At 41.4% G+C, this 20,285-nt stretch carries 19 protein-coding genes; 16 read left to right on the forward strand and 3 right to left on the reverse strand.

Annotated elements, in window-relative coordinates; genetic code table 11:
• Window positions 1-104 precede the first annotated feature (104 nt).
• From H6G96_RS07665 to H6G96_RS07710, 10 genes are all read left to right on the forward strand, one after another.
• Entirely contained in the window at window positions 105-2,261 is a 2,157-nt protein-coding gene (locus tag H6G96_RS07665; protein ID WP_190910893.1) for a pentapeptide repeat-containing protein, read from the forward strand.
• Between the two features lie 117 nt (window positions 2,262-2,378).
• The gene (locus tag H6G96_RS07670; protein WP_190910894.1) at window positions 2,379-2,870 is read left to right on the forward strand and encodes a hypothetical protein; all 492 of its coding nucleotides are present in this window, start codon (window positions 2,379-2,381) and stop codon (window positions 2,868-2,870) included.
• A gap of 120 nt (window positions 2,871-2,990) precedes the next feature.
• Window positions 2,991-3,197 carry a hypothetical protein gene (locus H6G96_RS07675; protein ID WP_190911044.1) on the forward strand — a complete coding sequence of 69 codons (207 nt, stop codon included), beginning with the start codon at window positions 2,991-2,993 and terminating at the stop codon, window positions 3,195-3,197.
• Window positions 3,198-3,420: 223 nt separating this feature from the next.
• A complete protein-coding gene (locus H6G96_RS07680) occupies window positions 3,421-4,659 on the forward strand; it encodes a GNAT family N-acetyltransferase (RefSeq protein ID WP_190910895.1) in 1,239 nt (412 codons plus the stop codon).
• Entirely contained in the window at window positions 4,640-5,137 is a 498-nt protein-coding gene (gene ruvX, locus H6G96_RS07685; protein ID WP_190910896.1) for a Holliday junction resolvase RuvX, read from the forward strand. The genes H6G96_RS07680 and ruvX overlap by 20 nt, the downstream gene beginning before the upstream one ends.
• A 142-nt stretch (window positions 5,138-5,279) precedes the next feature.
• Window positions 5,280-5,852: a DUF3727 domain-containing protein gene (locus H6G96_RS07690; RefSeq protein WP_190730872.1), complete on the forward strand. Its 573-nt coding sequence runs from the start codon at window positions 5,280-5,282 to the stop codon at window positions 5,850-5,852.
• A 229-nt stretch (window positions 5,853-6,081) separates the two neighbouring features.
• Window positions 6,082-6,708 carry a hypothetical protein gene (locus H6G96_RS07695; RefSeq protein WP_190910897.1) on the forward strand — a complete coding sequence of 209 codons (627 nt, stop codon included), beginning with the start codon at window positions 6,082-6,084 and terminating at the stop codon, window positions 6,706-6,708.
• A gap of 54 nt (window positions 6,709-6,762) precedes the next feature.
• Window positions 6,763-7,302, forward strand: a complete 540-nt coding sequence (locus tag H6G96_RS07700; RefSeq protein ID WP_190910898.1) for a YqeG family HAD IIIA-type phosphatase — start codon at window positions 6,763-6,765, stop codon at window positions 7,300-7,302.
• 257 nt (window positions 7,303-7,559) lie between these two features.
• Window positions 7,560-8,669: a glutamate 5-kinase gene (proB, locus tag H6G96_RS07705; RefSeq protein ID WP_190910899.1), complete on the forward strand. Its 1,110-nt coding sequence runs from the start codon at window positions 7,560-7,562 to the stop codon at window positions 8,667-8,669.
• A gap of 52 nt (window positions 8,670-8,721) precedes the next feature.
• Window positions 8,722-9,000 (forward strand): hypothetical protein, encoded by a 279-nt coding sequence (locus tag H6G96_RS07710; RefSeq protein WP_190910900.1) that lies wholly within the window; start codon window positions 8,722-8,724, stop codon window positions 8,998-9,000.
• Between the two features lie 138 nt (window positions 9,001-9,138).
• Here H6G96_RS07710 and H6G96_RS07715 read toward each other — a convergent pair whose 3' ends face one another.
• Window positions 9,139-10,137, reverse strand: a complete 999-nt coding sequence (locus H6G96_RS07715) for an ROK family protein (protein WP_190910901.1) — start codon at window positions 10,135-10,137, stop codon at window positions 9,139-9,141.
• 114 nt (window positions 10,138-10,251) lie between these two features.
• On the opposite strand from H6G96_RS07715, the gene H6G96_RS07720 reads away from it, so the two are divergent.
• Window positions 10,252-10,473: a hypothetical protein gene (locus H6G96_RS07720; protein ID WP_190910902.1), complete on the forward strand. Its 222-nt coding sequence runs from the start codon at window positions 10,252-10,254 to the stop codon at window positions 10,471-10,473.
• A gap of 139 nt (window positions 10,474-10,612) precedes the next feature.
• On the opposite strand, the gene H6G96_RS07725 is transcribed toward H6G96_RS07720, so the two are convergent.
• Complete coding sequence (locus tag H6G96_RS07725) at window positions 10,613-11,383, reverse strand: Mut7-C RNAse domain-containing protein (RefSeq protein WP_190910903.1); 771 nt, start codon at window positions 11,381-11,383, stop codon at window positions 10,613-10,615.
• A gap of 1,095 nt (window positions 11,384-12,478) precedes the next feature.
• On the opposite strand from H6G96_RS07725, the gene H6G96_RS07730 reads away from it, so the two are divergent.
• Window positions 12,479-13,456, forward strand: a complete 978-nt coding sequence (locus tag H6G96_RS07730) for a sucrase ferredoxin (RefSeq protein ID WP_190910904.1) — start codon at window positions 12,479-12,481, stop codon at window positions 13,454-13,456.
• 159 nt (window positions 13,457-13,615) lie between these two features.
• Here the strand turns inward: H6G96_RS07730 and H6G96_RS07735 are convergent, their stop codons facing one another.
• Window positions 13,616-15,205: a helix-turn-helix domain-containing protein gene (locus tag H6G96_RS07735; RefSeq protein ID WP_190910905.1), complete on the reverse strand. Its 1,590-nt coding sequence runs from the start codon at window positions 15,203-15,205 to the stop codon at window positions 13,616-13,618.
• A 1,066-nt stretch (window positions 15,206-16,271) separates the two neighbouring features.
• Here H6G96_RS07735 and fdxB point away from each other — a divergent pair.
• The 4 genes from fdxB (at window position 16,272) to H6G96_RS07755 (ending at window position 20,155) form a co-directional block, all read left to right on the forward strand.
• Window positions 16,272-16,565 (forward strand): ferredoxin III, nif-specific, encoded by a 294-nt coding sequence (fdxB, locus tag H6G96_RS07740; RefSeq protein WP_190730863.1) that lies wholly within the window; start codon window positions 16,272-16,274, stop codon window positions 16,563-16,565.
• Between the two features lie 483 nt (window positions 16,566-17,048).
• Window positions 17,049-18,035 carry a cytochrome c oxidase subunit II gene (locus tag H6G96_RS07745; RefSeq protein WP_190910906.1) on the forward strand — a complete coding sequence of 329 codons (987 nt, stop codon included), beginning with the start codon at window positions 17,049-17,051 and terminating at the stop codon, window positions 18,033-18,035.
• 105 nt (window positions 18,036-18,140) lie between these two features.
• Entirely contained in the window at window positions 18,141-19,829 is a 1,689-nt protein-coding gene (ctaD, locus tag H6G96_RS07750) for a cytochrome c oxidase subunit I (protein WP_190910907.1), read from the forward strand.
• A gap of 8 nt (window positions 19,830-19,837) precedes the next feature.
• Window positions 19,838-20,155, forward strand: coding sequence for an internalin (locus H6G96_RS07755; protein WP_190910908.1), 318 nt, complete (start codon window positions 19,838-19,840; stop codon window positions 20,153-20,155).
• Window positions 20,156-20,285 lie beyond the last annotated feature (130 nt).

The following is a 20,285-nucleotide window of genomic DNA, read 5'->3' on the forward strand; positions in this document are numbered from 1 at the left end:
CTGACTGCATTCTATTTCAATATGCTTTTCTTTTTGCCGATAAGCTTAGTCTATTTTAATTGTGCCGATCGCGGCGTAGAAATAATGTTAAAGGAAATTATACGATGACGACACCAATTGTCAGGAGAAGTAATCAATCTGGTCAGTCAAAACAACCGGAAAGAGCCAGTTCGCTGCTGCTAGCAAGTAGACGTTTTGCTGCTTGGGCGGCTGAAATCACACTAGTGGTTACCAGTGGCTTGATTCCCTTCGGCGTTGGTGTCTATGCCAATTCTAGAAGCGATTTTAATCGAGTGCCGCTTAACCCCGTGCTGGTAGTCACAGAAAGAGCGATCGCTAGACCCCTAGCTCTGCCTGTGAGCTATGGCATCCGTAACGTGGCATGGCCGACTAATATTTTGTGGACAATCGCCCTGTTAGCGCCTGTAACGCTTTCGTGGTGGCAATTGTATCTACTGGCTAAAACTGGTAGCACAATTCCTAAACGTTGGTTTAAAGTACGAGTTGTCAACGAGCAAGGGAAACCGCCCGGTTTGGGGGCAGTTGTAATTAGAGAAGGATTTGGGCGTTGGACTGTACCCATTTCTATCGCCTATTTGTTGTGGCGCTACAGCTTTGCTTTTCCGAATTTAGGATTATTCACACTTTTATCTTTGTTAATGATTGTGGGTGAAGGGATAGGCTTACCATCGCGCCGGGGGCGTCGCGCACTCCATGATCAACTCGCAGGCACTTATACAATAGATGCGACTCGCCCCTTGCCATCCTCAGTTTTAGCTAACAACAGACAAGCTCAGTCTACTGGCAGTAATGATGAAGCAGAAGAATCGCAGGAGGGAGAAGAATTAGCGGCAGCCCAAACCAACCAGTCGCCTAATCTGTGGCGGCGCATACAGCAAAATCCTAATCTGACTTTGTTTGGGGTAGGGCTTACGAGTATGACTGCTGTATTGGCAACTTTAATCGGCACTCAAGTTTATATCCAAATTCAACAATCCCAGCGAGCAACTAAGCAAATCAACAGCCAACAGTTCCTCGAACTTGTCAAACAATTAACTCCTAACTCTGGGGCGACTAATGAGCAACGCCAAAGCGCAATTTTAGCTATGGGTGGTCTAAATGACCCACAGTCCATTAAATTTCTGGCGGATCTTTTGGTTAGCGAAACCAACCCCAGCCTCCTGGATACGATTCAACAAGCTTTGACAACTGTCGGACCCCAAGCCATCCCGGAATTAAAAAATAAGAATCAGTTTCTGGTTAGCGAACTAGAGTCTGTGGGCAGTACTGCAACTCAAGAACGGGAATTGCGGCAAGGGCGGCTACAAAGAAACCAGCGGACAATCAACAAGATTCTCTCTGTTTATAGCGGTAAAATCGAGGGCGTTGACCTTAGTAGCACCCAATTAGGTCAAAGCGGTACTCCAGGAAGTTCCTTCTTCAACTTGGTACTAGATAACCTTGATTTATCAGGAGTTAAGTTTAGATCTGCAAATCTCAACCAAGCCAGCTTTAAGGGTAGCCGCTTTCGGGGCATGGGTGAAGATGGGCGCTGGGATACCTACGACGATGTTATGGCTGATTTAAGCCAAGCTCAGTTGCAGCAAGCCAATCTTACTGATGCTAATCTCAGCCGCGTCTTGATGAACCGTACTGATTTGAGCCGCGCTACTCTCAACAGAGCTAACTTATCCAACGCACGTCTTATTGACGCTAAACTCAACAGCACCCAACTAGTAGGAGCCGATCTGCGAAACGCAGTTTTGGAAAAAGCCAGCTTGACTGGAGCAGATTTAGGTGACGCTAAATTGAACGAAGCCAATCTGTACGCTGCCCGTTTAGGTCGCGTTACTGCTATCGGAACGCAATTATCCTTTGCCAATTTAATTAACACTGATTGGCAAGGGGCAGATTTATCAGGGGCCTATTTGGATCGTGCGAATCTCAGCAATTCTAACTTGAGCGCCACTCGTCTAGCTGGTGCAGTTTTGCGTTCTGCCCAGATGGAAAACGTTAACTTACAAAATGCCGACCTAAGTCTTGCAGATTTACGCGGGGCGAATGTCGCCGAAGCAGATTTTAAGGGGGCAATTCTCGCTCCTAGCAAACAAGACCCAGCAGATCAATTTGTCAAAACCCCAGATTTAGGCTCAGTATCTGCCGTAGTTCAAGGAGTTGATTTTACTAAAGCCAAAAATTTAGATGCCAAGCAATTAGCCTACATTTGTACTCAAGGAGGCATTCATCCCCGTTGCCCGTAGAATGAATGAGATGGAGAGCAGGGGGCAGGGGGCAAGAGGAGCAGAGGAAGATAAGGGAGACAAGGAAAGACAATAATGCTCAATGCCCAATAACAAAATGGTGTGAGGAATTCGGTTATGAAATATATTCCATATTTGGTTTCAGTTTTGGGGGCTAGCTTGGTCTTGAGTTTGGGGAGTATTAAACCAGCACAAGCTCAAGTAGCTTATGGTAGTTATATAGGTATAGGCCCTAGTGTTGGTTTTACCGATGGTATCCAACTTGGGGGAGTGATAGCTGGGCGCTACAAGCTTTTGGAAGCACCACTTTCGCTCCGTGCTCAAGTGTTAATTGGTAATAATACGGCAGTTGTACCAACGGTTTCCTACGATTTCCCCCTTAACTGGCAAGCGGATGCTTATCTAGGTGCTGGGTTGGTGTTGGCTGGTGGTGGTGGCTCCACTCCTGTGGGCGACAAAATTAGTTTTGCTTTACAACCAGGCATTGATTATGTGATCCCAAATAGCAATACAGTCCTTTTTGGCAACGCCATTATCGCTTTTGATGCCTACCGTGATAGCGGTGGTACAGCTATCTCTGTACAAGGTGGTGTTGGTTTGAGATTTTAATAGGCTATCCCTAAGAAGCGTTAAACTTCATTGCAAATTAAGAAGTTAGTCCAAACAACATGATAGTTTTTGGTCATGAAGAGAGACAGCACAGGATTAACACAGGAGAATACAGTGGCAATGGAATTAAATTTGTTAACAGATGCAGACGCAGATGAAATGAATCAAGATTTCAGTGAATATGTTGCCAACCTGCAACTTCATATGACTCTGCAAGCTCGCAATCTTGTTCCAACCTTGAAGCAAACAGTGGTAGATAGTCGCCAGCAGTTACTCCATCAAACCCAAGCCCACTTTGAAAAGCTAGTTTCTCGACAAGGCCTATAAATATATACAAATTTTAATCAAAATTCAAATAAAATAAAGGCAGATGTTGGGTTAATGCCAATGGTGTTCTCACAAGGTCTGCTTTTTCTGCTTTTTTTCAGTATTGAGTTACTAAAATCACCCTTTTGGCGCAATAGTAGAGAGCAGAAACTAGTTAAAATAATTATTGCAGCAGTTCCTTTGAAGAGCAGTTAGTTAAGGCTAAATAGCGGCTCGAATAAAAATGACTTCATTACTTCCCAGAAACCTCAGCGTTGTTATCCGACCAGTCCAATACCGGGATCTGGACGGGATTGAGCGCATAACTCAAGAGTCATTCGCAGCCCTTACCCCCAAGGGAGCAGGTTTTGCCATGAGTCAAATGCAAAGGCTGCGTCGCTGGTATGGATTACTCAAATTTTTGAGTTGGTTTCCTAACCCGCTACAGTATCGCCTCTGTGCCTACATAGCAGAGCAAGGGCGGTTACTTCTAGGGATGATTCAAGTGTCACCGTTTAACCGGACACGTAGTACTTGGCGGATTGATCAAGTGCTGTTAGAGCGTGGTGTCGATAAACAAGGAGTTGGTTCGCAACTTTTGCGTCATTGCTTTGAATCGATTCTAGAAGCTCGCACTTGGTTGCTGGAAGTTAATATCAACGATATAGAGGCGCTAGCACTATATCGACAAAATGGATTTCAACGTCTGGCAGAAATGACGTACTGGGAAATTGAGCCAGAATTACTGGCTGAATTGGCACAAGCAGAGCCAGACTTACCCAACCTCTTGCCAGTAAGTAATGCTGATGCCCAGTTGCTATATCAATTAGATACGGCATCTATGCCACCTTTGGTACGTCAGGTTTTTGACCGTAACACCCGCGACTTTAAGACCAGTTTGTTCGGTGCTTTAACTGATGCAGTAATGCAATGGGTGAGCAAAACAGAAGTAGTAAGTGGTTACGTATTTGAACCGCAACGCAAAGCTGCGATCGGCTATTTTCAGGTGCAACTTGATCGGAAGGGTGAAGTTCCCCACGTTGCAACGCTGACGGTTCATCCCGCTTATACCTGGCTGTATCCAGAATTATTATCTCAGCTGGCTCGGATTACCCAAGATTTTCCCCAACAAGGGTTACAATTAGCTTCCTCAGACTATCAAGCAGAGCGAGAAGAATATTTGGAACGAATTGGGGCAAAACGCATAGAACATACATTAGTTATGTCCCGCTCTGTGTGGCACAAGCTACGGGAGTCTAAATTTGTCTCCTTAGAAGGAATTCAGTGGACTGATATGCTGCAAGGTTTACAACCAGCACGTAAACCTATACCAGGTGGGATGTCATGGATACAATCAGGAAAGTTGCCATTGTCAGATAAAACACTGCAAAGCTTGTCAGAACCGATTAACTTTTCGGGGAAAAACCCTAGCATGGAAGCATCGCCGATTTCTGAATCAGCAGATGCACAGCAGGAGAATTAGCGTGATACCCCAACAGCAAGCAAAACCGTTTATTTCAGCTTTGGGACTAGATTTTGGTCGCAAGCGAATTGGAGTGGCAGGGTGCGATCGCACGGGTTTAATTGCGACGGGGATTACCACAATTGAACGCACATCTTTTGAGCAGGATGTCGAGCAAATCCGGCAAATAGTTAATGAACGTGAGGTGCAAATCCTGGTGATGGGCTTACCTTATTCAATGGATGGCTCAATAGGATTTCAGGCGCGTCAAGTTCAGAAATTTACTACAAGACTTGCTAAAGCACTGAAACTGCCTGTGGAATATGTGGATGAACGATTAACTTCATTTCAAGCAGAACAACTGCTGATAGGTGAGAACCGCTCCCCGTCACGCCATAAAGGCTTGATTGACCGTAAGGCAGCCGCATTGATTTTGCAACAATGGCTGGATGTTAAGCGTGCTAACTCCCACAGTTCAGTGGCGACTATTGAGTATTGATACCTTTTAACATGATATTCTGAAAACGATTAGCCAGCAGTTGTATCTACGTATAATGCTATTTAATTGGCATAATTATGCCGTTCAATAGTTAAGCGTGTTGTAAATTTGCTGGTATTTATTAAATTTCTACATTTCGGCTATGTTTTCCTCTCCATTTCCTGAAGAAAATGATAACGCTCATGCGGGTTCCATCACTTTAACCGATGATAAAGGGCGATCGCTCGAATGTTACATAGAGCATTCCCTCGAAGTCGATGAACAAGAATATGTTTTACTTCTTCCTGTAGACTCACCTGTAGAAATTTTTTCTTGGGAAGGTGACGGTGAAGAAGAAGAAGCGGTTCTGGTAGAAGATGACAACATCATTGAGCAAATTTTTGCCACTGCTCAAGCTGTACTATCTGAGCAAAACTTGGTATTAAAGAATACAGCTTATGCTCTGACTGTTGCAGGTGATTTACCGCCAGTTGAAGAATCAGAACTCTTCACCTTAGAAATCGAAGACGAAGAGGCAGATTTAGATCCAGAACAATTACAGCTACTCGCTAGCTTCTATGATGAAGATCAGGAGTATGCAATTTATACACCCCTCGATCCTCTGTTATTTTTTGCACGGATAGCTAAAACAGGTGAGCCTGAATTACTCTCTCCAGAAGAGTTTCGCAAAGTGCAACCTCTGTTAGAGGAACATCTTTTTAATGAAGTGGAATAAGATTAAAAATTCAAAATGGAAATGTTACATTTTGAATTTTTTAATTGAAAATTTTCATTGTAATCAAAATTTAGCTAAACCTTTTACCATGTCCCATTCAATGTGAAAGCGATGAAACATTGACATTAAATTGGGATAATTAGTGTTGTTTAAGATTTTGGAAAAAGCATTTTGATCGTGATTTTAAATTCAATTATCTAAAATCCAAAATTGGTATGAGGTGCTGAAAATGGCTTATAGTGACTTTACATTAAGTAAATTTAAAAAGTCATTCAGCATCCACATTGATGAAGAAACTGATTTATGTGCCGAGATAGAACCTTTAGAGCCAAGCGAGAAACTCATAAGTTCTTTAGAAGAAACTACAGAACTGGCTTTAGCAATTAATACTGAAAAAGCTCGTTCAGAAATGATTATCACTCCGATTTTGTTGGAGGTAAGACGCAGGGCTAATTATTCGATTAGTTTATTTTCGGGAACAGACTTTAATGTAGATGCTGAAAAAGGTTTGAATGGCTATTGTGACTTTATCATCAGTCGTGCTAAGGAGCAATTAACAATTAATGTGCCTGTGGTGGTTATTATTGAAGCGAAAAATGAAAATATTAAAGGTGGATTAGGTCAATGTGCGGCGACAATGTTGGCAGCACAAATGTTTAATCAACGAGAAGGAAATGATATTAGAAAAATTTACGGGGCGGTAACAACGGGAGATATTTGGAAGTTTTTGAAGTTAGAAGAAAACGATATATTTATTGATTTAAATAATTATTACATTAAAGAGATCGATAAGATTTTAGGGATTTTATCTCAAAGTGTTCAGGGAGATATACCAGGATCGAGTTCGACTAACTAAACTATATTGGGTTATGCTCATTTGTCTAGCGCTACTTAAATTTCACTGTTGACTATGGCCTGGAACAATCTTTTACAGCCTGACTTGATTTTAGAAGGTTCAGTGTTGAACCTAACACCAGATATTATCCAAAAATACGGGCTTAAAGGGCTTGTATTGGATGTAGATGAAACCTTAGTACCCTTTAAAGTAGGGCTGGCTTCCCCAGAACTACAAGATTGGGTAGAGCAAATTCGCTCCTGTACTGCATTGTGTTTGGTGAGTAACAACCTGAGTGAAGCGCGAATTGGTGGAATTGCGCGATCGCTCAATTTACCTTACTACTTAGGTGCAGCCAAACCATCCCGACGCAAAATTAGGGCAGCACTGAGGGGGATGGATCTACCAGTGCATCAAGTGGGGATGGTAGGCGATCGCTTATTTACGGATGTCATAGCAGGTAATCGCTTAGGGATGTTTACCATTCTAGTCGAACCGATTGTCCATGCAGACGCAGCCCTGCGTTCCCATCCTGTTCGCAACTTTGAAGTTTGGATATCTGAAATACTTGGAGCTTCTATTACCCCCAAGAAAAGCAAGATTCACAAACGCTAAAAAATCATCAGGAAAGTAAATCTAAAAAAATGGTTAAGGAATCTTACTGGAATCCAAAAATCGGGGATCATAAGTATTAATAACATGGGGTCAGCCAAAAAAGACCCTACAGCATACAAAATAAATATAAACCCGTAAAGCGTCAGCCTTCACTATAGAGGGATTGGCGCTTTACAAATTTAGTTAGGAGTTAGAAGTTATGAGTTATGAATTAAATTCAACTCCTAACTCCTCACTCTTAACTCCTCACTTTTTAGATGTCATTAACAATTGTTGTCAAGATCGGCACTTCGAGCCTAACCCAACCAGAAACGGGACAATTAGCACTTTCCACCATCGCTACCTTGGCGGAAACACTCTGTTATTTAAGACGCCAAGGACACCGGGTGATTTTGGTTTCTTCTGGGGCTGTGGGAGTGGGTTGTGCGCGGTTAGGCTTAACTGAACGTCCCAAGGCGATCGCACTAAAACAGGCTGTAGCAGCAGTTGGACAGGGCAGATTAATTCGCATATACGATGATTTATTTACTACTCTGCAACAGGTGATCGCTCAAGTATTACTGACTCGCAGCGACTTGGTACAGCGCAGCCGCTATCTCAATGCTTACAACACTTTTCAGGAACTATTGGGGCTGGGAGTGATCCCCATAGTTAATGAAAATGATACTGTAGCTATAGACGAACTAAAATTTGGTGATAATGACACCCTTTCGGCATTAGTTGCCAGCCTAGTAGAAGCAGATTGGCTATTTTTGCTTACCGATGTTGATAGACTATACTCAGCCGATCCGCGTTCCGTACCAAATGCGCGGCCGATCGCTTCAGTGAGTAGCATTAAAGAATTAGCTCAATTACAAATACAAACAGGTTCCCAAGGTTCTCAGTGGGGTACTGGCGGTATGGCGACAAAAATTTCGGCTGCGAGAATTGCGATCGCGGCTGGAGTTCGTACCGTAATTACTCAAGGGCGATTTCCCCAGAATATAGAAAAAATTATCCAGGGTGAACTGATTGGGACGCATTTTGAACCACAACCTGAACCAACTTCGGCGCGTAAACGTTGGATAGCTTACGGACTTTTACCTGCGGGTAAATTGTATTTAGATGAAGGTGCGATCGCGGCAATTTCTCTAGGCGGAAAATCGTTATTAGCAGCTGGAATTAAGCTAGTAGAAGGAGAGTTTCGTACACAGGATGCAGTGCAATTGTGTGACAGCAATGGTAACGAAATTGCTAGAGGACTTGTGAATTACAACAGCGATGAATTGCAAAAGATTCGTGGCTGTCATTCGCGGGAAATTTCTGCAATTTTAGGCTATGCGGGTGTGGAAACCGTGATTCACCGGGATAATTTGGTTTTGATTTAGGATAGAAATAAGATAAATTTCTTGAGTACTAACTGCGAGAGTAAAAAATATTATGACTCAAACGTTAGAAAATGCTGTTAACTTCCCAGAAGAACAACACTTCTTCAAACATGGATTAAGTTGGGAACAGTTTAAAGCGATTCAAGCTAGCTTTGAAAATGTAGCGGGAGTGCGGTTGTTTTATTGTGAGGGTATCTTAGAAATTGTCAGTATTGGCAACCCTCATAAGGCAATTAAGTGTTTAACTGGTTTGCCTTGGGGCAGTATTTCTTGGAACAGGGCATTGAATTTTTTCCCAGTGGGAGTTTTAACCAGGTTATTCTTGAGATAGTAGAATATCAAGCGGATCAATCTGTAGAATCCTTAGCATTGCAAAGCATTACGAGCAATGTACCTTACTTAACTGAAAAAGTACATGACCTTGATGAACTACTGTCACGAGTAACACTCGATAATTTACATCGTGAAATTATGCTTTTACCATAATAGAAGCGATCGCCACCGCCCCCCACAACGGCGCATCATCGCCCAAAATCGCTGGGACAATTTCAAAATCAACTTCTGGTAAAGCCGTCTCCCGCGCCACCTGACGCAGCACTTGCCAAAAATCTGCCCCCGCCTTCGTCACACCGCCCCCCAACACAAAGCGCTGCGGATTCATCAAATTCGCCACATTGCCAATACCCACACCCAGCGCCCAAGCAGCCTTGTGCAATACTTCCTTGGCCAAATCATCTCCAGCCGCCGCCGCCTCACTTACCAACTGCCCCGTCAGCAACGTTAAATTATCCCCCACCAAACCCCTCAAAACCTCTCCATTTCTGAGTCCTCCGCGCCTCTGCGGTACCCTTCGGGAAGCCGCTGGCGCGTCTACGTTCTCCAAAATTTCCCTAACATTTTGCGCCATATAAGGCCCCGACGCTAAACGTTCCACACATCCCCGCTTCCCACACAAACAAACTGGCCCAGCAGGATCTACAACGATATGTCCAATTTCGCCAGCCATCCCACCAGCACCGCGCCAAGGCTGGCCGTTGAGTATCCAACCACCACCCACGCCAGTGCTGACAGTTATGTAAAACAGGCTATCATACCCCTGTCCCGCACCAAAACGATGTTCACCCAAAGCAGCAACATTAGCATCATTGTCCACACCAACACTCACACCAAACTCCTCTTCTAACAACCCTTTTAGAGGAATATTTTCCCATCCAACCACATGATGAGATAGTCGCACTGTCCCCGTAGAAGCATCTACAGGGCCGCCAAAGCTGACACCGATCGCAGCAGGTTTTGCGTCTTGTAGCAATGAGTAAATAAGCGATCGCATAATTTCCAAGTCAGTACTAGCATTTGCATTTGCTGGCGAAAGACGACGTTCATAACGCAACCACTTTCTAGAACCGATATTTACCAATGCTGCCGCCAGCTTAGTTCCGCCAAAATCGAGAGCTAGTATTAATGTCATAATTTTTTATGCCTCTTTTGAATTATGACAATACATGGTTTATTTCTCAAGAAAGATGTTTGCAAGCAAAATAAATTTAATATTAAAGAAAATAGCATAATAATTTAGTAACTCATGAATCCCGATCAACCCAATCCACTCATCGATTTTTCTCAGGCCAAAGAACCTCCTATTTCTCTTGATATCGATAAAGCTGAAGAGGCAGATCCCATTGAACCAGAAGAAGTTAGTGGACAGAGTAAGCTAAACCCCACTCCAGATAATTTGAATCGCGAAGATGAAGATCCAAGAATCGGGGGTAGTCAAATAATTAGTGGGAATATTTCAGCTGGGTAAATAATTATTATAAGCTGTTACGCATTTAAATTGAACATTTACATGAAGGCTGATGACTGATAACTGACAACCGTCAACAGTTAACAATTAACGACTGTAAAGAGTGTTTATACAATTTACGCGTATCAGCTTAACTAAGTCACTTACCTTTTTGTGAGTTGAGTACTCCATCAACAAACTGTTGCAATCGTTCATAGTGTGAACCTTTCCAATAAATGCGATCGCAGTCCTGGCAACGCTGGAATTGATCAATCTGCGTAGCTTGCCGTGGTAGGCATCGTACACTTTCTGGTAGTTCGTCAATAATAGATTGTTTATCTACAGGTTCTAATAATCCATTGCAGCGCAAACACCGTTTAAATGGTGAGATTAATTTAAACAAGTCAAAGCGTTGCAGTACTTCCAAGATTTGTTCTTGAGGGTTAGTATTTCTAACGTAATACCCATGCGTTACCAAACTACGCATTAATAGACCTTTATCACGAGTCAGCAGAATCCGCGCTTGGCTGTAGGATATTTCCGCCAATTTCTCATCCTCATAGTCATTGCGGTATAAAGTATCAAAACCTAAAAGTCGTAAAGATGTCGCCAGCTTCCCCAAATGGATATCTAAAACAAAGCGGAGAATAGTGAGCGGTTTTGGCAGAACAGAAATGCTTGGTATGATAGTATCCCTAGCTGAAATTGGATAAACATTGATAGTATCTCCATCTGAAACTATGTAAGAAAAACTTACATATTCACCATTAACGTTTATAAAATCAACTTCAGGATGAGGGACACCTAAGGACTCAATCATGTCCTTAATGGAGCTTCTCTCCTCAAAAAAATGAGAGATTTTTACCTGCTTATGGTGCCGTGGTAAAAAATAATTCAATTCCGCATGAAAATAGAAATATGCGATCGCCATAATTAAAAATCTTTGGATTACTAGGGGGTAGAGCCGCTTACCCTTACTGGCAACAATTTGTTACAATTGCAAATCTTTATCTATTGTATTGAAAGAATCAATGGTTGCTCAAGTGAGCTATCTCCACTATAAAATGCCCGTTAACTTTGATATAAGCAACCTTCTAGAGGCAAAAAACGGTAAAGAAACTATAAAAATTCTCAAATACTTGCATTTATTATTGAGTTCAGTTACAGTCAAAATAGATGCATATAATCAAACCCTGACATAAGCTTCAGGGAGTTAGATTAGCTAAAAGGGTAAATAGCAGGTTAGTTAATGTTGATTTCAGTGGCGCTGCTAAAAATTGGTCACTATTTTTAATCATTAACTTATCGCGTATTAAATATAGGGCAATAAAGCACTTACCCGTAATTTAACTGTTTTTATTTTTTCTAATTTAATTGAGAATTATTTGCAATAATGTACGGATAAATACATTAACAGCAGATAAAATTTTTTAAAACAGTATTGGCTTACGAAGCGATTATCTGCTTGTCAGGTGTTTTTGCATCTATCTTTAGGAACATCTAACTCACAAAATCAACAGAAAACTATATCTTTATGTGTACAAACAACTGTAATTAGTAGCTATGAAAATAACTTCAGCAAAACTTTAAATAACTATGTTGTTGCGAGGAATATATTTGATTGTAATATCAGTTACATTGATATTATAAGCAAGTTAATCGCTTGGAGAGTAACAAGCGATCGCACAAGATTGAACATATTTGATTTTGGTCAAAAAACCAAATTCATAAAAGTCGGGCTTCAGCAAGTGAAAATTTATAAAATACCAAATAACAATAAAACTAGATACAAAATTAACGCCGCTCATACGGAAAAATCTATCTTGACACTGTTTATCTTTATTGTGGAGAGTTTATTAACCGGAAAGACCTCGATTAATAATGATGTTATAAATTGGCTACCTAGTTTTAACTAGGAATGAATATTGTTCTTTTTTATCTCCCTTAGCCAAGGATATTGTAGTTAAGAACACACTTGTATTTTGTAATACCTTTTGTCCTAAAATACGCTAATGAGTACAGCGAGATGAATAGTTTTTTTTGTTCTGACAATTCACAGCAAGCGGGAGAAGATGTTATTGGTAGCGCCACCAATTATCAAACTTATATTTTAGTTGAGTGCCCTTTACCTTGGACATCAGAAGCCTTTAATTCCAAATGGGTGCCCCAAAATTTAAGAATTTTGGTAGAGGAAGTGAAGCGTGCTAAAGTACCGATTAGATTCCTTTTAATTGCTAATGATGTATCACACAAAGTAAATCACACTACGCTTTTGATTTATCAAAAAAAAGAGGGGCTTAGTAATGGATACCATAAGCAAGAGTTTAAGCTAGAAAATATCGAGCAAGTAGCAGCAGTTGTCCAAAAATGGTTATGGGGTATCAGTTCTAATTCTGAGGTAGAAACCAGTGCGACTAAAGATATTTTAGTTTGTACCCACGGTAGCCACGATAAGTGTTGTGCTAGATATGGCGCTCCTTTTTACTTTAAAATTACGGAGAGCAATGCTGATTTTTGCTTAGACAAAGTGCGAATTTGGAAATCATCGCACTTTGGTGGACATCGGTTTGCACCAACAGTCATCGACTTGCCAGAAGCGAGATACTACGGTCGTCTTGATGTAGATTCATTTAGAGCGATTTTGACTCGGACTGGCGATATTCAATGCTTAAATAAAGTCTATCGAGGCTGGGGAATTCTGCCTGCTGCACTTCAGGTTTTGGAAAGAGAACTAATCCTCTGCAATGGATGGGATTGGTTTAAAAACAAAGTTACAGGCAAAATTTTGGAGCAAAGTCTAGACAATAAAACTATTCTGGGTGAGCTAAGTTTTGAACAGCCTTCTGGTTCTCTCTACACTTACCAGGCTAAACTTATCAAAGATGAAACTAAGACTCAACAACTGAAGAGTTCATGCAATGCTACACGAGAGTTGGTAGTTACTAAATATGCTATAGGTAGTCTTTGGCTTACTTCTAGTAAAGTGATGAGTTATAGTACTTAAAAGAGGAGAGTTTTTCAGCGCAGAGGGACGCAAAGGGAAGCGCAGAGGTACGCGGAGTATTGCTGTATTTAGTATAACGGTGCAAAAATTCGTAACAAAATCTCTGCGTACCTTTGCGTTTCCCTCTGCGTTCCTCTGCGTTTAAATTCCGAATTAAGATTAAGTCATATTTAAGACTTTTCGCAAAAGTACTTGGTCTTCTAATTTGGCTTTTAAACGACCATTTTCGATATCTCGAATCCAGCTTTGGCTTTTACCTGTGAGTTTTGCCAATTCTCTTTGGGAGAGATTCAAATTTTTTCGCGCTTGCAAAATCTGTTCACCCAGCAAATCGCTTGTAGCTTTGGGTTTCCTTTTGGCTTTAGCAGTTCTTGTTTTCTTCTTTTCTGATTCTGAGATTTGCTGTTCCCATTCTGGTGGGAGTTCAAAAGCCAAAATCCGCGCATTCATTAAGAGATTCCACTTACCACGGGGGCCTGTGTCTGTGAGGCGAGTTTCAGCGCCACCGTCGTTAGTCCAAAATTCCAATGCTTCATCTGGATCTTCAGGAAGATCAATTAACTTCGCCCATAAAGGCTGAATTTCTGGTGGATAGGTAACTGGATCGAAAAGTGGTTTCATTCCATAGTGATTGAGAATTTCCAAATCACTTTCAAAGGTTCGCAGCAGACGTTTGCGTTCTTCCCGTTGTCTGGATGCAAGGGCGACTTTTTCTTCACCGTAAGCAATACGCAGCAAGGTAGGAATCGTAATGCGTTGTTCCTTGCCCATTTTGGTTTTAAACAGCAACCACAGCATTAATCGGACTGCGCCTTCATGTTGCTGCCAAATGCTCATAACTGTGGTTAGCAGCGTTTTGGGAAGACTGCCGTATTGATAGAACGCGGTTCGCTCTTTACATGCTTGTTTGTTTAAGAAATATTGTGCCCAAATGCCTGCTTTTACTTTAAAAGTTAGCCCAATAAGATATTTGCATCCAAGATTGTCTTCTTGAAAGTGATGCTGAATATCTACTAAGTGCCATAAGCGGCTACCTGTAATAGAGAATCCGTTAATTCGGCCTTGTTGGGGCCAGTCAATGGAGATAATCAACGAGCAAGCTTGCTGAACGAGATTTTTCATTAAAGCTAGTTTGGCAGCTTTGCTTAAATCTTTGCGCTTCTCCATCCCCAAATATTTCTCAATTTGTCGCTCATCGATCGCAAATTCTTGCTCCCAAGGTTGCTCTAAAGCTGTAGCATAAGCTGCAAAAATTAGATGTATGCAAGCGGCTCTGATGTCAAGCCCCTCAATTGCTGCTATATCTGTGGCTTTATCGTTAACTTTAAATGGATCTTGGATGTGAAAAGCGATCGCACCTCGGCCTTGATTAATTTGTCGCCCATAACATAGGTAGCCTTCTTCATCGGTTTCCCAATGTAGAGATGTTCGCTGCGCTAGTACATTACAAGCTTCCCAAATAGCGATCGCTGAAGCAAATGGATTATTTTTGCCGTTAGAAAACAAGTCTAAACTGCTAGCATCTCTCGGTTCTATTTTGCATCTCCCCTTTTTAGATTGCCAAGGAATCGGAGAATTAGTTGGACAAGCTATTACACATTGGGGTTCTGAATAATAGCCCTCACAATTATTACAAAGACCAGGATCAATCCAGTATTCATTGTCTTCTATTCTGATTGCACCCGTAGGACACTGGGGGCGGCAGTTGTCACATCCAACGCAACTGTTGTTAGGAATTGTATAAGGCATTTGGCTCTTTTCCCACTCTAATCGTTGAGATGTCTGGCTCAGGTCTCCCCTGGATGAGTCCTGTTAATTCATGACTCGCTACCACATAATATTTCTGGCGAGAAAAGATTATTCTCACCACACTCACTCCCCACATCCATATTTCAACTTTGCATCCAATTGGAAGCTACTTAAGGCTTTTAAACTGAGCCGGATAAAACTTATTTATTAACTATAATTTTCATGAAAGAAATGATTATTTTGTTCGTGTCGAGCTTAGAAAAAATCTTAACATTTAGTTAATTACGCATTTAGTGAACATTTTAACTTTGGACATAAAGTGTTTTTAGGACATATTTAAGCTTGCTAAGATTGAACTCCGTCTGATTTATTAATAATTTTAATATTTAATGCATGATAAGATTCTGCCATCAAATTTACAGTTCCTTTATAAATCAATATATTTTCTTCATATTAGGAATGATATTCGTTGTGTCATCATTCCTCTAAATAATTTGATCAAAAATAAATTGAAAGTTGTTGCTTTATAAAATACATATTGCATATATCAAAATGTAATTAATGAACATCTAAAATTGTGTATATGTATACTGTTTATCGAGTTTGTTTGCTTAAGTCTAAATATATTTGAAAAAGAATCTCATCAATCTTATAGATATAGTTGCATCTGCTGTAAATAATAAAACTACATCTACATAAGATGAGGCTTTACCCGATAGGTTTTAAACTCCCAATTTTCCATTCTCTGGTTCCCATGCTCTGCATCAGAATGGCTGATTAGTGCCTGCTGCATCAAGCCAGATATTAATTCAGAGACTCGATGAATACGTTTCCATGCGGATCACAGGAATGAGAAAAACTTCTATAGATACTAAATATTGATAATAATTATTGGCAATAATCTACATCTACTATTTTAAATAAAAATAATGCTAAATTGTGTTCATAATCATCGAACTTTGATGAGATAAAAGTACTTTTTGAATACCAAAGCAAGAAAACATTAGGATAATATGATGATTAATGCACAAACAGATTGATAGGCAAAAATGCCGAGGATTTATTCATGGCGCAACTAACAGGTTTGACATTTGGCGGTAAGGCTTGGACACCAAAATTTGCTCAAGAAATTGACAAAGATAAATGTATCGGCTGTGGCAGATGCGTTAAAGTCTGCGGGTACAACGTGCTAGGTTTGAAAGCCCTCAATGAAGAAGGCGAATTTGTAGAAGATGAAGATGATGAAGAAATTGAACGGAAAGTAATGGCAGTTACTTCTCCAGAAAACTGTATTGGTTGTGAAGCGTGTTCACGGATTTGCCCCAAAAATTGCTACACGCATGTTGCATTAAACAATTAAGGTTTTTGAAGTTAGTCAAAATTGTTGTTAATTCAAGGAGGCACTGTTTAGAGAAAGCGCAAATGCGCTAGGCAAGGTAACTTGAGGGGAATACTAAATATTTACTTGAACTAATAAATAGTTCACCGTAAACAAATCCGTAAATCGCAAAATGTTAGCTATTAACAAATTTAAACTTGCTGCTAATATAGCCTAATCAATATTAGGTCTAACAGTGCCCTCTTGGAACAACTAGCTTTTCTGGGAGCAGGGGGCTAACTTTTTCATAGGAGTTAAAATATAATTTGTAAGTTTCTGGGGGAAAGATATGGAAAAAATCTGGAAGTTTCCCCCATTTTTTATGGCTGCACGTTAGAAAGTTAATAAGTGAAAAGGGAATAGGGAATAGGGAATGGGGAATGGGGAATAGATAATAATGCCCAGCACCTAATACCTAATACCAGAAAATCACACCTTTAAAGACTGTTTACACAGGTAGCATGTATGCAACAAGTTCCTGTTTCACTATGGACTCTGGTTGCTGGGATAGTAGTTACAGCAATCAGTATTTGGATTGGTCAGAATCACACTTTGATGCCAGTGCAAGCATCGTTACAAGCACCTTTGGTAGACGGTTTTTTCAACGTCATGTTTACCATTGCGATCGCACTCTTCTTAGTGGTAGAAGGAACAATTGTACTTTTTTTGATTCAGTTTCGTCGCCGTCGCGGTGATGATACCGATGGTGTGCGAGTAGAAGGCAACGTTCCCTTAGAAATCTTTTGGACAGCAATTCCAACAGTGATTGTCCTCGGCTTGGGCATCTACAGTGTAGATGTTTTTAACCGAATGGGCGGCTTTGAGCCTGCCGGTCATCCTCATTCAGCAGCTCATGTTGCTCATCAGCCGGGAAGTGCTATTGCAGCTACATTAAGCGATACTGAAGCAACAACTGCCCCGACAATTGCCCCAACAATCGGTATCGGCGCGTCTCCTCAAACTCTAAACAAACCAGCCGACTTAGTTGTTGATGTCAAAGGCATACAGTACGCCTGGATATTTAATTACCCCGATAGTGGCATTACTTCTGGGGAATTGCATATACCCGTCGGTGCTGATGTCCAACTCAACCTTTCAGCACAAGATGTAATTCATTCATTCTGGGTACCAAACTTCCGCTTGAAACAAGATGCACTTCCCGGTATCCCTACCGAACTACGATTTGTCGCCACCAAACCAGGTACATATCCTGTAGTTTGTGCTGAGTTGTGCGGTGGTTATCACGGTTCAATGCGGACAGAGGTAATTGTCCACACACCAGAAGAATATGAAAGCTGGCGGACAGAAAACCAGATTGCTCAACAGCAAAATTTAAATCAAGTCGTTGCAATTAATCCAGCCGACTTATCAACATCAGAGTTTCTCGCTCCTCACACCCATGATATGGGAATTAGTGCAGCAACTTTAGAGTCATTAGTCGTTGGTCATTAGTCATTAGTCATTGGTCATTGGTCATTAGTTATTGGTAACTGATGAATGACAAAGGATAAAAGACAAAGGACAAAAGACAAATGACAAACGACAAAGGATAAAAATATGACACAGGTAGAATTTCCACGGAATACTCCACCAGAAGAAAAAAAACCGGAAATGGTGGCTGGCCACACCTCCCATCCGAAGGCGTGGAAATGGCAGGACTATTTTACATTTAATGTTGATCACAAGGTTATTGGTATCCAATATCTAGTGACGGCGTTTGTGTTCTATCTCATCGGCGGACTGATGGCGATCGCTCTGCGTGTCGAATTAGCAACACCAGAATCAGACGTACTCGACCCCAATCTGTATAACGCTTTCATGACCAATCACGGGACGATCATGATCTTCCTGTGGATTGTCCCTAGCGCTATTGGCGGATTTGGTAACTATTTAGTGCCATTGATGGTTGGTGCTAGGGATATGGCTTTCCCGAAGCTGAACGCGATCGCTTTTTGGTTAAATCCACCAGCAGGATTACTAATATTAGGTAGTTTTATTTTTGGCGGTTCGCAATCTGGTTGGACAGCTTACCCACCTTTGAGTTTGGTGACAGCGCCAATCGCTCAAACTATGTGGATACTTGCGATCGTTTTAGTAGGAACTTCCTCAATTTTGGGTTCGCTGAACTTTGTGATCACCATTTTGATGATGAAGGTTCCCAGCATGAAATGGGATCAAGTACCCCTGTTTTGCTGGGCAATTTTAGCAACCTCCCTGCTAGCACTTCTCTCCACACCTGTATTAGCAGCCGGTTTAGTTCTGCTGTTGTTTGACCTCAACTTTGGCACCTCCTTCTTTAAACCAGATGCAGGCGGTAACGTTGTAATTTATCAACACTTATTCTGGTTTTATTCTCACCCAGCAGTATATTTAATGATTCTGCCCATCTTCGGCATCATGTCGGAGGTAATTCCAGTTCACGCCCGTAAGCCAATCTTTGGTTATAAAGCGATCGCTTATTCTAGTGTAGCCATCTGCGTTGTCGGTTTGTTCGTCTGGGTACACCATATGTTCACCAGTGGCACACCCGGCTGGATGCGGATGTTCTTCACTATCTCCACTCTTATAGTTGCAGTTCCCACTGGCGTGAAGATTTTTGCCTGGGTTGCTACCCTTTGGGGTGGTAAAATCCGCTTTACAGGTGCGATGCTTTTCGCCATTGGCTTGTTGTCCATGTTTGTCATGGGCGGCTTGAGTGGTGTGACGATGGGAACAGCCCCCTTTGATGTTCACGTCCACGACACATATTATGTAGTAGGACATTTCCATTACGTTCTGTTTGGCGGTTCCGTGTTTGGTATTTACGCAGGTATTTATCACTGGTTCCCCAAAATGACCGGACGAATGTTGAATGAAAGCTTGGCACGCATTCACTTTGCCCTTACCTTCATCGGTACTAATCTGACCTTTTTACCCATGCACGAGTTGGGTTTAAAAGGAATGCCGCGAAGAGTGGCAATGTATGACCCCCAATTTATCGACCTCAATCAAATTTGTACCTTTGGTTCAATTGTTTTGGGGATATCGGTAATTCCTTTCGCCATCAACATGATTTACAGTTGGTTGAAAGGGCCTTTGGCTGGTGATAATCCTTGGCAAGCTTTGACTTTAGAATGGACAACTAGCTCACCACCTGCAATTGAAAACTGGGAAGTGTTGCCGGTTGTGACTCATGGCCCTTATGACTACGGTCATGATAATACTCTTGAAATACAGCCATCTGCAACGCCGTCAGCTAATGCTTAGGTAGTAAAGTGAGTAATGCGATCGCTCTCAAGCTGACTACAATTTCTAGTTATTTGATTTCAGAACTCGAAGCTTCAAGCTTAGAACTCGAAGCTTCAGCCTCAGAACTCGGAACTTCAGCCTCAGAACTCGGAACTTCAGCCTCAGAACTCGAAGCTTCAGCCTCAGAACTCGAAGCTTCAGCCTCAGAACTCGGAACTTCAGCTTCAGAACTCGAAGCTTCAGCCTCAGAACTCGGAACTTCAGCTTCAGAACTCGGAACTTCAGCTTCAGAACTCGAAACTTCAGCTTCAAAACTCAAAACTCGGAATTTTGAGAATTCTTGAACAAGTGAAGAGTTAATACCATTTCACTTTAATAATGATACAAATACGCTGGTAAGGGCATGGCAATGCCATGCCCCTACGAGAAATCTATATGTATCAGGATTTTTGTGAATTGGGATAAGTTAAACAA

Origin of the sequence: Nostoc sp. FACHB-892 (assembly GCF_014698795.1) — a bacterium.
GTDB lineage: Bacteria > Cyanobacteriota > Cyanobacteriia > Cyanobacteriales > Nostocaceae > Nostoc.